Annotated in this window: 8 protein-coding genes, 4 pseudogenes and 1 riboswitch; of the genes and pseudogenes, 7 read left to right on the top strand and 5 right to left on the bottom strand. The window is 62.6% G+C overall.

The window, feature by feature from the left end:
* Positions 1-302: 302 nt before the first annotated feature.
* The 5 genes and pseudogenes from hldE to AUK77_RS09490 all read left to right on the top strand — a co-directional run bounded on the left by hldE (position 303) and on the right by AUK77_RS09490 (position 4,245).
* Positions 303-1,724 (top strand): bifunctional D-glycero-beta-D-manno-heptose-7-phosphate kinase/D-glycero-beta-D-manno-heptose 1-phosphate adenylyltransferase HldE, encoded by a 1,422-nt coding sequence (gene hldE, locus AUK77_RS09510; RefSeq protein ID WP_296128718.1) that lies wholly within the window; start codon positions 303-305, stop codon positions 1,722-1,724.
* Positions 1,725-1,834: 110 nt separating this feature from the next.
* Positions 1,835-2,350 (top strand): acyl-CoA dehydrogenase family protein, encoded by a 516-nt coding sequence (locus AUK77_RS09505; RefSeq protein ID WP_296128715.1) that lies wholly within the window; start codon positions 1,835-1,837, stop codon positions 2,348-2,350.
* A 16-nt stretch (positions 2,351-2,366) separates the two neighbouring features.
* A pseudogene (locus AUK77_RS09500) lies at positions 2,367-2,579 on the top strand (acyl-CoA dehydrogenase family protein); the annotation flags it as partial.
* A 95-nt stretch (positions 2,580-2,674) separates the two neighbouring features.
* Positions 2,675-3,058 (top strand): annotated as a pseudogene (locus AUK77_RS09495) (acyl-CoA dehydrogenase family protein); the annotation flags it as partial.
* 12 nt (positions 3,059-3,070) lie between these two features.
* Positions 3,071-4,245 (top strand): annotated as a pseudogene (locus tag AUK77_RS09490) (acyl-CoA dehydrogenase family protein).
* A gap of 247 nt (positions 4,246-4,492) precedes the next feature.
* Here AUK77_RS09490 and AUK77_RS09485 read toward each other — a convergent pair.
* The 4 genes and pseudogenes from AUK77_RS09485 to AUK77_RS09470 all read right to left on the bottom strand — a co-directional run bounded on the left by AUK77_RS09485 (position 4,493) and on the right by AUK77_RS09470 (position 7,765).
* The gene (locus AUK77_RS09485) at positions 4,493-5,368 is read right to left on the bottom strand and encodes a metal ABC transporter ATPase (RefSeq protein ID WP_296128712.1); all 876 of its coding nucleotides are present in this window, start codon (positions 5,366-5,368) and stop codon (positions 4,493-4,495) included.
* 63 nt (positions 5,369-5,431) lie between these two features.
* A complete protein-coding gene (locus tag AUK77_RS09480) occupies positions 5,432-6,235 on the bottom strand; it encodes an aldo/keto reductase (RefSeq protein WP_296128709.1) in 804 nt (267 codons plus the stop codon).
* Positions 6,235-7,373: pseudogene (locus AUK77_RS09475) on the bottom strand (FAD-dependent oxidoreductase). The gene AUK77_RS09480 and the pseudogene AUK77_RS09475 overlap by 1 nt, the downstream one beginning before the upstream one ends.
* Before the next feature lie 59 nt (positions 7,374-7,432).
* Positions 7,433-7,765, bottom strand: a complete 333-nt coding sequence (locus AUK77_RS09470; protein WP_296128706.1) for a multidrug efflux SMR transporter — start codon at positions 7,763-7,765, stop codon at positions 7,433-7,435.
* Positions 7,766-7,851: 86 nt separating this feature from the next.
* On the opposite strand from AUK77_RS09470, the gene AUK77_RS09465 reads away from it, so the two are divergent.
* On the top strand, positions 7,852-8,736 hold the full coding sequence (locus AUK77_RS09465; protein ID WP_296128703.1) for a LysR family transcriptional regulator: 885 nt from the start codon (positions 7,852-7,854) through the stop codon (positions 8,734-8,736).
* A 52-nt stretch (positions 8,737-8,788) separates the two neighbouring features.
* A complete protein-coding gene (waaA, locus tag AUK77_RS09460) occupies positions 8,789-10,051 on the top strand; it encodes a lipid IV(A) 3-deoxy-D-manno-octulosonic acid transferase (RefSeq protein ID WP_296128700.1) in 1,263 nt (420 codons plus the stop codon).
* A gap of 196 nt (positions 10,052-10,247) precedes the next feature.
* Here waaA and AUK77_RS09455 read toward each other — a convergent pair whose 3' ends face one another.
* Positions 10,248-11,684 carry a TolC family outer membrane protein gene (locus AUK77_RS09455; protein WP_296128696.1) on the bottom strand — a complete coding sequence of 479 codons (1,437 nt, stop codon included), beginning with the start codon at positions 11,682-11,684 and terminating at the stop codon, positions 10,248-10,250.
* A 206-nt stretch (positions 11,685-11,890) separates the two neighbouring features.
* A riboswitch (TPP riboswitch) is annotated at positions 11,891-11,997 on the top strand.
* Positions 11,998-12,042: the final 45 nt, after the last annotated feature.

The raw sequence follows: 12,042 nt of genomic DNA, 5'->3' as shown, positions 1-12,042 counted from the left end.
CGCGCACCGCCTGCATGTCAGGCGGTTGTGGTTCATGTGCTTTGCAGCCTTGGCGCGCTGTAGTGGTTCAACTTTGAATGCGGTCGCAGTGTAAAGCCGCCAGTCGTCTCGGGTGGCTGGCTAAGTAAGTGCCGAGCGCCTTTGGTACAAGTTCTTTGCAGCAACCGACATTAACGAATTCTTCCGCAAGGCTGTGCGCCGCCATGAACTGTTCTGGGTGCGCACGCTCGGCGGTTAGCCAGCGCAGTGGCCTGCCAATGTTATGATTCGCGGCAATCTGTTCTGTCGCTTCTGGAGTGTTTATGAAAGTGTCCATGCCGCGTTTCGACCAGGCCGCCGTTCTGGTGGTGGGCGATGTCATGCTCGATCGTTATTGGCATGGCGGCACCTCGCGGATTTCGCCGGAAGCGCCGGTGCCGGTGGTCAAGGTCGAGCAGATTGAGGATCGTCCAGGCGGCGCGGCCAACGTCGCGCTGAATATCGCGGCCCTTGGTGCGCCGGCCATATTGGTCGGGGTTACTGGACAGGATGAAGCCGCCGAGAGCCTGCGCAACAGCCTGCAGGCGGTTGGCGTGAAGACTTTCTTCCAGGCGATCAAAGACCAGCCGACCATCGTCAAATTGCGCGTGATGAGCCGTCATCAGCAGCTCTTACGCATGGATTTCGAAGAGCCGTTCCGCACCGATAGCGCCGCCCTGGCCGCCAGCGTCGAAGCGCAGTTGGATGGCATTAAAGTGTTGATTCTCTCGGATTACGGCAAAGGCGCTCTGCAAAACCATCAGGCATTGGTGCAACTGGCGCGCAGCAAAGGCATTGCCGTACTGGCAGATCCCAAAGGCAAGGATTTCTCCATCTACCGGGGTGCGAGTCTGATCACACCGAACCTGCACGAGTTCGAAACCATCGTCGGCCACTGCCGTGATGAGGCCGAGTTGGTGGCCAAGGGTGCCGCGCTGATGGCCGAGTTGGAGTTGGGCGCGCTGCTGGTGACCCGTGGCGAACACGGCATGACCTTGCTGCGCCCGGAGCATCCGGCGCTGCATCTGCCGGCACGTGCCCGCGAAGTGTTCGATGTGACCGGTGCGGGCGATACGGTTATTTCCACCTTGGCGGCCAGCTTGGCTGCGGGCGAAGAGCTGCCAAATGCCGTAGCACTGGCCAATTTGGCCGCTGGTATTGTGGTCGGTAAGCTCGGCACCGCAGCTATCAGCGCGCCGGAACTGCGCCGTGCGATTCAGCGCGAGGCGGGTTCCGAGCGTGGTGTGCTGACTCCGGATCAGCTGCTGCTGGCCATTGAAGACGCCCGCGCCCATGGCGAGAAGATCGTCTTCACCAACGGCTGTTTCGATATTTTGCATGCTGGCCATGTGGCTTATCTGGAACAGGCGCGCGCGCAGGGTGATCGACTGGTGTTGGCGGTCAACGACGACGCTTCCGTCAGCCGCCTGAAAGGGCCGGGTCGGCCGATCAATACCGTAGATCGACGCATGGCCGTTTTGGCAGGCCTTGGCGCGGTCGATTGGGTGGTGAGCTTTGCCGAAGACACCCCGGAGAATCTCATTCGCGCGGTCAAGCCGGACGTGTTGGTCAAAGGCGGCGATTACGGTATTGAAGGCGTAGTCGGCGGCGATATTGTCCGCGCCTACGGCGGGGAAGTGCGCGTGCTGGGGTTGGTGGAAAACAGCTCCACCACCGAGATTGTCGAGAAGATTCGCAGCAAGTAACCGTCCACACTGACTGGCTGCTTTGCCAGTCAAGCGCGTCGGCGCGGTCATAGGCGCTTGCCCTGACCGCGCGCATGATCCGTGGCATCCCCCGTATGGAGTGAGATGCCATGAGTTCCGACGTACAGGGCCGTGCCCTGGCAGTATTGAATCGAGTCGCCCAGGCGCATTGGCCAGACCGTTTGAAGCTGCGCCAACCTTTCGAAAAACTGATCTACACCGGCAGCCGTGCGAGCTTTCGCGCGGCGGCGCAGCGTGCAGGCAAAGTGGCCAAGCTGCCGCGCCCTGTTGACCCGGATGCGCTGTTTGATCTGTCCCTGTCTGATGAGCAGCAGATGCTGGTGGAGATGCTGGAAGCCTTCGCCAGTGAAGTGCTGCGCCCGCTCGCCCACGATGCCGATGAACAAGCCGTGCTGCCAGCGGCGTTGCTCAACCAGGCACATGAGCTTGGGCTGACCCACTATGCGGTGAGTGAAGCGCAGGGCGGCATGGCCGGTGAACGCACCACCCTGAGCAATGCGCTGATTGCCGAGGCGCTGGGCAAGGGCGATTTGTCTTTGGCTGCAGCATTGTTGTTGGGGCAATGCGGCGCAGCAAGCGCGCTGGTTGCCGGCCTTTGTCGGTGAAGAACCCGCACCCGTGATGGCCATTGCGGTGAATGAACCGACGCCGCTGTTTGATTCGCACAAGTTGACGACTCGGGCACGTAAGCGCGGTAAGCATTACGTCCTTAGCGGTGAGAAGAGCTTGGTGTTGCGTGGAATGGATGCCAGCCAGCTGATCATCGCGGCGCAGGCGGCGGACGGTCCGGCGCTGTTTATCGTCGAGGCGGGCGCCAAAGGTCTGCAGCGCAGCCCGCAGCCGGCCATGGGCCTGAAGGCTGGCAGCACGGCGCGCGTGCGGCTCAATGGCGTGAAGGTGCCAGTTGAGGCGCGACTTTTCTCGATTATGCCGGGCTGGCCTGGTGCGCCTTGGCCGTGGGCACGGCGCAGGCGGCGCTGGATTATGTGGTGCCGTACTGCAATGAGCGTGTGGCCTTCGGTGAGCCAATCAGCCATCGCCAGGGCGTGGCTTTTATGGTCGCGGACATCGCGGTGGAACTCGACGCCATGCGCCTGATGGTCTGGCGCGCGTGTTCGCGGGCCGAGCAGGGTTTGCCGTTCCAGCGCGAAGCCTATCTGGCGCGTCTGCTGTGCAGCGAAAAGGCCATGAAGATCGGCACCGACGCCGTGCAGTTGCTCGGCGGTCACGGCTTTACCAAAGAACATCCAGCCGAGCGCTGGTACCGCGATTTGCGTGCGCTGGCGATTATGGCCGGCGGTCTCCAGCTCTAAGGGCGCATCACCATGAACTTAGAAACCCCCAAGAAATTCCGTGGCTTGGTCAATCAGGCCCATCAGGTGGCGGAGAATTACTTCCGGCCGATTTCACGTAAATACGACAAGGCCGAGCACGCCTATCCCAAGGAGCTGGACCTGCTCGCGGCGCTGCTCGATGGCATGAACGCCGGCTCGCCAGATGCGATTGGCGCCACCTCCGCCAGCAAACGTGGTGCAGCCCGTGAGCAACAGGAAGGCATCAAAAATGGCGGCAATCTGTCCGCCCTGCTCGGGGTGATGGAGCTGTGCTGGGGCGATGTCGGCCTGCTGCTGGCGATGCCGCGTCAGGGCTTGGGCAACGCGGCGATTGCGGCCGTCGCCAATGATGAGCAGCTGGCGCGCTTCAGCGGCACCTGGGCGGCCATGGCGATTACCGAGCCGGGCTGCGGCTCGGACTCGGCGGCGATCCGCACCACGGCCATCAAGGACGGCGATCACTACGTGCTCAACGGCGAGAAGATCTACGTCACCTCCGGCGAGCGTGCCGACTCGGTGGTGGTGTGGGCCACACTTGATAAAAGCCTCGGTCGCGCGGCGATCAAGTCCTTTGTGGTGGAGCACGGCACGCCGGGGATGACCGTCACCCGGCTGGAGAAGAAGCTCGGTATCAAGGCCTCGGACACCGCCGCGATCAGCTTTAGCGATTGCCGCGTGCCAGCGGCCAACCTGCTCGGTAACCCGGAAATCCCTTCGACAACACCCGCCCGCTGGTCGCCGGGATGGCGGTGGGCGTGGCCAAGGCCTCACTGGACCGCACCCGCGAGCTGCTGAAGAAAGTCTGCAAGCTGGATTACCGCACGCCGTTGCTCAGCGTCAGCCACGCCGAAGCGACGCTCTATCGCCTGGAAGCCGAATGGGAAGCCGCGCGCCTGTTGACCATGAAAGCCGCCTGGATGGCCGACAACAAACTGCCCAACTCCAAGGAAGCCTCCATCGCCAAAGCCAAGGCCGGGCGGGTGGCCAACGAGGTGACGTTGAAATGCGTCGAACTGGCCGGCGCGTTGGGCTACGGCGAGGATGAGTTGTTGGAGAAATGGGCGCGCGACTCGAAGATTCTCGACATCTTCGAAGGCACCCAGCAAATCCAGCTGTTGATCGTCGCCAGACGTTTGCTCGGCAAAAGCTCCAGCGAACTGAAGTAACCACCCCCGGATTACATCCGGGCTACGGGTCGTGCGGTCGTCTCGTAGGTTGGTGTTGAACGCAGCGAAGCCCAACAGGTTGCGGTACGCCTCGTTGGGCTTCGTCGCAAGCTCCTCAACCCAACCTACGTCGCTGTTGTAGGGTGGATGGCGTTTCACCCATCCACCGATGCGTGGTTGTGATGGATGAAAAGAGCGTCATCCACCTTACGGTTTGGCCTCGTTGTGGGGTTTATCCGGGCGGCGTTCAGATACCTTGCAGGCTTAGCCAGTCTTTCCAGCGGATGCGTTCGTCGTGCACCAGCCAGCCGTCTTGTGGGGCGAAGCTTTCGGCCAGCCATAGGCCGCGAGTGCTGACAGGTGTGAGTTGGCCTTGCGTGAGGGTTAGCAGGTTGGCCGTTGGGCGGCCTTGGTCGAGTGCCAGCAGAAATAAATCCGGCCTGGCGCGGTTAAGGCGGGCGACGAGGGTGCCTTGCTCCAGGCATTCATCGACATGCAGCAAGCTCAGGTCGCGCGTCTCTTGGTGCAGTTCCAGGCGCATGTCGTACACCAGTTGCAGTGACGCGGTGGGCAGGTGCACGTAGGCATGCGGGCGTTCGAGCAGTTTTAGCGTGCCGCATTGCACCGGTCGCGTTGCGCCCTTGAGCGGGCTGAGGGTGAAGTGGGCACTTTCCCGATAGGGCAGGCTGTTTTGATAGGGCGTCGGCAGCCAGGTGTCGCCAAAGCGCCCGCTCAGCCAGCCTTCCGGGGTTTCCAGCAGGCATTCTTCGGCCACTTCTTGAATCACCGTGAGCAGCGGCAAATTGAGTTCATGCGCCGGGACGTAACCGGATATCAGTTTGAGCACCACATCGCCACGATCAGCCCGACGCTGACGTACCAGCACCCAGTAATCACGCCCCTGCCAGTTGAGCGTCAGGCGTACTGAAACCCCGAGGTTGGCCAGTTCCACGGCAAAGCGCTGGGTGTCAGCAATCGCCACGGGTTGGCGCTTTGCCAGCATCTGCGCGAAGTTCAGCGGCATGCCCCGGCCTTGGTAGATCAGGCCTTCGGGGCTGGCTTCAACGTGCAGTTGCAGGGTTTTGAAGCTGCTGGGGTCTTTGCGGATCAAGGTGCGCGGCATGGCAACTCCTTGTGGGCAGGGATGCGGCCAGTCAGCTTGGCACAGATCAGCGCCGCATAAGCGTCAGGCAATATCCTGAATCACAGCCGCGGCCGTAGCGACGTTATGCGCCAGGTGCTGCGGGTTGATGGTGCCGATGATCGCGCTGCAGGCGGCCGGGTGGCTGAAGATCAGCTCAAAGCTGGCGCGCACCGGGTCGATGCCAGGTGCCAGGCAGGCGTGACCGCTGGCCAGGGCCTTTTTAATCAAAATACCTTTGCCTTGTTGCGCGGCGTAGTCCAGCACGGGACGCTCGCCTTGTTCGTTGAGGTTGTAGGTGACCATGGCGCAGTCGCCGGTCTCCAGCGCCAACAGACCGCCCTCGACGGTTTTACCGGAGAGGCCGAAACCGCGAATTTTGCCTTCGCGTTTCAGTTCTGCCAGCGTTTCGTACACGCCGCTGTCACGCAGGATGGCCACATCGTTGCCGTCGGAATGCACCAGCACGAGGTCGATAAAATCGGTTTCCAGGCGCGTGAGGCTGCGCTCCACCGAGCGGCGGGTGTGCGCCGGGCTGAAATCAAAATGCGACTGACCGTTGTCGAACTCTTCACCGACCTTGCTGACGATCACCCAATCGTGGCGCTGGCCGCGCAGCAGCGGGCCGAGGCGGGTTTCGCTGGAGCCGTAGGCCGGCGCGGTGTCGATCAGGTTGATGCCCAAATCGCGGGCTTGGGCGAGCAGGGCGCGGGCGGTGGCGTCATCGGGGATGGTGAAGCCAGTCGGATATTTCACGCCTTGATCACGGCCCAGTTTGACCGTGCCCAAACCCAGCGGTGAAACCCGCAAACCGGTGTTGCCCAGTGGGCGGTGCAGGGTGTGCAACATCAGAGCAACTCCTCCCAGGCTGCGGCGGCGACGCTCGGGCGCGGCAGGGCAGGCAGCGCTGCGTGGGCGTGCGGCTGAATACCGTCACGGTTGAGGGCGGCCAGTACGCGGTCTGCAAAATCCGGCGCAAGGGCCAGCTTGGTCGGCCAGCCCACCATCAGCTTGCCTTGCTCATGCAGGAAGGCGTTGTCCGGGCGCACCAGGCCGGATTGCGCTGGCTCGGCGCGCTCCACCCGCAACGTCGCCCACTGTGCGGCAGACAGATCCACCCACGGCAGCAGCTCGCTCAGTTCCTTCTGCGCAGCCTTGATTTGCGCGGCTTCGTCACGGGCCACGCCATCGGCTTCGGCCAAGTCGCCACCCAAATACCACACCCACTGACCATCGGCAGCGGGATGGGTGGTGATGGTCACGCGCGGCTTCGGCCCGCCGCCCAGGCAATGGGCATACAGCGGTTTAAGGGTCGGGCCTTTGACCAGCGCCATGTGCAGTGGGCGCAGTTGTTGCGCCGGCTGGCTGAGGCCGAGGGCGCTGAGCAGCTCGGCATTGCCGCGCCCGGCGCTGAGGATGATGCGTTGTGCGCGAATCTCGCGGCCATCGACCACTAGGCCAACTAGCTCGCCATGTTCATGCAATGGTTCGATGCGCTCGGCAGCCAGCAAACCATCGCCGGCTAACTCGCTCAAGCGCTTGATCAGGCTCGGTACATCCAATACCAGCTCCGCTAAGCGGTAGACCTTGCCCTTGAATTTTGGGTGTTGCAGGGCCTGTGGCAGGTGCTCGCCCTTTACCTGATCGACACGACCGCGCACGGCCTTGCTGGCAAAGAAACTGGTGATGTTGCCGGCCAGGCTTCCGGGCGACCACAGGTAGTGCGCATCGGAGAGCAGGCGCACGCCCGTGAGGTCCAGCTCGCCATTGCCCGCGAGGGCTTCACGCCAGCGTCGTGGCATATCGGCAATGGCTTCGGACGCGCCGGTCAGCGCGCCCCTTGAGACTTCACACTCTGCCCGCCGCCGAGCTGGGCGCTTTCCACCAGCAGCGTGGCGAAACCCTGGCGGCGCAGGCGCGCGTTCAGCCAAAGGCCAGCGATACCGCCGCCGACGATCAAAACATCAGTGCTTAATGCCTGGGACATGCAGGTGTCTCACCGGGGAAAACAGGTGCGCAGTATAACGGCAGCCGCTCGCGCGAGGGTCAGTGTCCAGTGCTTTGCGAGAACAACTGAATCACCACCACACCGCTGACAATCAGGGCCATGCCGAGGATGGCCGGTAGGTCCAGCTTTTGCTGGTAGAGAAATACGGCGGCGATGCTCACCAGCACGATACCCATGCCTGCCCAAATGGCGTAGGCAATGCCCACCGGGATGGTTTTTACCACCAGGCTGAGCATCCAGAAAGCGATGCCGTAACCGGCCACCACCAGCAGCAGGGGCAGAGGTTTATTGAAACCGTCCAAGGCTTTCATTGAAGTGGTTGCCACTACTTCGGCGGCGATGGCAATGGCAAGGAAAATGTACGCGTTCATGTTTGGCTCTCCATCCGTTATGGGGACGATTCTAGTGCGTGAGCGTATGGGATAAAGTCATTACCTATCCGCTTGGGAGATAGGTTATGCAGTGGAACTTGGAACAGATTCGCCTGTTTGTCAGCGTGGCCGACGGTCAGTCGTTTTCCGCTGTGGGTCGGCAGATGCAGCGTGCGCAATCGGCGGTGAGTAATGCGATTGCCATGCTGGAGACAGACTTGGGCGTACGCCTGTTTGAGCGCAGCAGTGGCCGTCAGCCGCGCCTGACCGAGGCCGGTATGGCCATGCTTGAGGAAGCGCGCGAGGTATTGCGCCAGTGTCAGCGGCTTGAGGGGCGCGCGTTAGGGCTGGTACGTGGGGAGGAGGTGCGTCTGCGCTTGGCGCAAGATGAGGCCATGCCTTATCAGCCGGTGCTCGACAGCCTGGAGGCGCTGGCGCAGCAGTTCCCGCTGTTGGAGGTGCAGTTGGCCAGCGGTGCGCAAGGGGATGTGGCGCGCAAACTGCTGGAGAATCGCGCCGACCTCGGCTTGCTGTTCCACCACGAACACATGCCCGATGCGCTGGAGCGTCAGCGCTTGGGCACCATCGAGATGGTCACCGTGTGCGGTGCCGGGCACGCACTGGCGGGCATGGAGCATGTGGATCGGCGTGAACTGGCCCGTCACCGGCAGCTGCTGATGACCCCGCAAGACAGCCACTATCCGGGCGGTGAGCAAATCAGCCCGTCGGTGTGGCGCACCGACAGCTTCTACACCATGGCCGAACTGCTGATGCGCAACCTCGGCTGGGCTTGGTTGCCGCGCCATGTGGTGCAGTACCCGACCTATCAGAACCAACTGGTGGAACTAAGCAGCGACTGGACCCCGCCACCGCTGGTGGTTGAGCTGGTGTGCCGCCGTGATGAGGCGCTAGGCCCGGCGGCGTTATGGCTGGCTGAGTGCTTTGCCCAGCACTTGCAGGCAATTGGCTAACGCTACAGCGCGTGACTCGACGGTTTTAGCCAAAGTGCATAAGCTGCGCGCCATGAATAGACACCTCTATACCCTGCTGTTTCACTTCGGCCTGCCGCTGGTGGCCGGGCGTTTAGCGTGGCGTGCCTGGCAAGCACCGGCCTATGCCAAACGCATCGGCGAGCGCTTTGCCTTCGGTTTGCCCGCGCTGAAACCGGGCGGTATCTGGCTGCATGCCGTGTCGGTGGGCGAGAGCATTGCCGCCGCGCCGCTGGTGCGTGAGTTGCTGGCGCGCTATCCGCAGTTGCCGATCACCATCACCTGCATGACGCCGACCGGCTCGGAGCGTATTCAGGCCATGTTTGGCGGCCCGGAATACGCCGGTCGCGTGCAGCATTGCTACTTGCCCTATGACCTGCCTTGGGCCGCCGCGCGGTTTCTGGAGCGCGTGCAACCCACGCTGGCGGTGATCATGGAAACCGAGCTATGGCCCAACCATATCCACCAGTGCGCCGCGCGTGGCATCCCTGTTGCGCTGGCCAATGCGCGGCTGTCCGAGCGTTCGGCACGCGGCTATGCGCGCTTCGCCAAACTGACGGCGCCGATGCTGGCTGAGTTGGATTTGATTGCCGTGCAAACAGCGCTGGAGGCTGAGCGCTTTCGCAGCCTCGGTGCGCGGCCTGAGTGTGTTGAGGTCACCGGCTCGATCAAATTTGATCTGACCATTGATCCCGCTCTGCTGACTCGCGCCCAGCGCCCGGTGTGGATCGCGGCCAGCACCCATGCTGGTGAGGATGAAATCGTCCTGGCGGCCCATCGTCAGTTGCTTGGGCAGCATCCTGATGCGTTATTGATTCTGGTGCCGCGCCATCCTGAGCGCTTCAATGCGGTGTTTGACCTGTGCCAGCGGCAAGGCTTCGGTACGCGGCGGCGCTCAACGGGCGAGGCCGTTGAGGCGGCGGATCAGGTGCTGCTCGGCGACACCATGGGCGAGTTGCTGTTTCTTTATGCGCTGGCCGATATCGCCTTTGTCGGCGGCAGCCTGGTCGCTAATGGCGGGCACAACCTGCTGGAGCCAGCCGCGCTGGGTAAACCGGTGCTCAGCGGCCCGCACTTGTTCAACTTTCTGGAGATCGCCGCGCAGTTGCGCGCGGCGGGCGCCCTGAGCGAGACGGCCGATGCTGACGGTTTGTCGCAGCGCATCGCGCAACTCTGGCGCGAGCCCGAGACGGCGCAGGCCATGCGTGCGGCCGGGTTGGCGGTGATGCAGGCCAACCAAGGCGCATTGGCGCGGTTGTTGGCGGGCTTGGGGCGGCTGATCAACCCTCAGCCCTGACACCATCGCCGTGGGAGGGGCTAGCCGCGACCGAGCCAACTGCTGCTGGGTTTCAAATATGTCGCCGCTGGAGCGCCTCCCACGGGTTGTGGTGCTTCTGAGTGAGGCCACTTGGATCTGTTCAAGGCGGCATGCGTTACGCAGGCAATAAAAAGCCCCGCGGGCAAAACCAGCGGGGCTTTTTTACTCACTCAACTCAGTACTGCGAGTTGCTGCGCAGTTGCGCCTCGGCGGCTTTGGCCAGATCCGGTGGGAGGAAGTCTTCGTCCGGGTTGTAGTCGGATTTCAGGTATTGCTCCAGTGCAGCCAGGTCGTCCGGGCTGAGGGTGCCGGCGGCTTGCTTCAAGCGCAGGTTGTTGAGGATGTAGTCGTAGCGCGCGTTGTTGTAGTTGCGCACCGAGCTGTACAGCTCGCGCTGAGCGTCGAGGACGTCAACGATATTGCGGGTGCCGACCTGATAGCCGATTTCGGTGGCTTCCAGCGCGCTTTGGTTGGAAATGATCGACTGTTTGCGCGCTTGCACGGTTTCCACGTCGGTGTTGACCGCGCGGTGCAGGTTGCGGGTGTTTTGCACCACCTGACGGCGCAGGCTTTCACGCAGTTGCTCGCTCTGGTTCAGGCGCTGGTAAGACTCGCGCACTTGCGAGCTGGTGAGGCCGCCGCTGTAAAGCGGGATATTCAGTTGCAAGCCAATAGAGCGCTGCTCGACGTCGCCGCTGTAGCCTGGCGCGCCATTGCGGTTACTGAAACCAAGGCTGTCGTTGTCACCCTTCTGGTAGCTGGCCACGGCATCCAGCGTCGGCGCATGGCCGGATTTACGCTGGCGCAGGGTCTCTTCGGCGGCTTCAACGGCGAAGTTGCTGGCTTGCAGGTTGAGGTTTTGCGCGGCGGCGGTATCAACCCAGGCTTTGGCGTCGTTTGGCGTAGGGGCGAGGATCGGCAGGCTGTGCTCGATACCTTCCAGCGCGGCGAACTCGCGGTTGGTCAGGGTGGTCAGGGCTTGGAAGGCGTCTTCAACCTGACGCTGAGCGATGATGCGGTTGGCGCGGGCGGTGTCGAAACCAGCCTGGGCTTCCAGTACGTCGGTTTTATCCGACAGGCCGACGTCGAAGCGCTCGTTGGCTTGATCCAGCTGGCGCTTGAAAGCGGCTTCTTCGGCCTTGGTCGAAGCCAGGTTGTCTTGGGCGCGGAGCACGGCGAAGTAGGCTTCGGCGCTTTGCAAAATCAGGGTTTGCTCGCTGGCCGAGAGTTGCAGCGCAGCTTGTTCGTTGCTGGCTTCGGCCGCCTGCAGTTGGAACCAGCGGTCAGCACGGAACAGTGGCTGGCTGAGGTTGGCCTGATAGACCATGCCGCTGCGCGAGGCAGTGTTGGCTGGCGAGTCGACCTGCGTGCGACTGTCGCTCAGGTTGGCACCTGCGGAAAGGTTGGGCAGCAAGCCTGCGCGGGCCTGGGGCACCACTTCGCTCAGGGCTTGATAGTCGGCGCGTGCGGCGGCGAGGTCGGCGTTGTTGGCGGCGGCTTCTTGGTAAACCGTAACCAGGTCGGTCTTGGTGGACAGCGGGGCCTGTTCTGCCCCGGCCGTTGCGTTGTAAGCGGCTGCGATGGCCAGGGCCAGAGAGATTCTGCGCAACATGAGGGTGATCCTGAATGAGCGGTAATCCGCAAGGCTAAGGTGCCGTACCGGGAGGGTCAAGCGCCGTTATGGTTGCAGCAGTATAGTTCGCGGCCTGCTGGGATGTTTGCAAGAGCTGCGCACTCGACTGCGGGCTATCCGACGCATGGGGCAGGCTTGTGCATCATGCCGGTTGGTTTTATCGCGGCAGGTTGATTAGACTGGCCTCGTTCTTGTCGGGGTGCCCCAAATGCGGGGCTGAGATTGGCAGCTGCCGGATCCCGTTGAACCTGATCAGGTTAAGGCCTGCGTAGGGAACAAGATGTACTCGCCTCGTTCTGGCCGAGCTTCTGGCACCGTTCCTGGTGCGTCCGCGCTG

The organism is Pseudomonas sp. Ga0074129, assembly GCA_001465025.1.
GTDB lineage: Bacteria > Pseudomonadota > Gammaproteobacteria > Pseudomonadales > Pseudomonadaceae > Aquipseudomonas.
The sequence above is the reverse complement of the archived record's forward strand: the minus strand, read 5'-3'. Positions and strand labels throughout refer to the sequence as shown.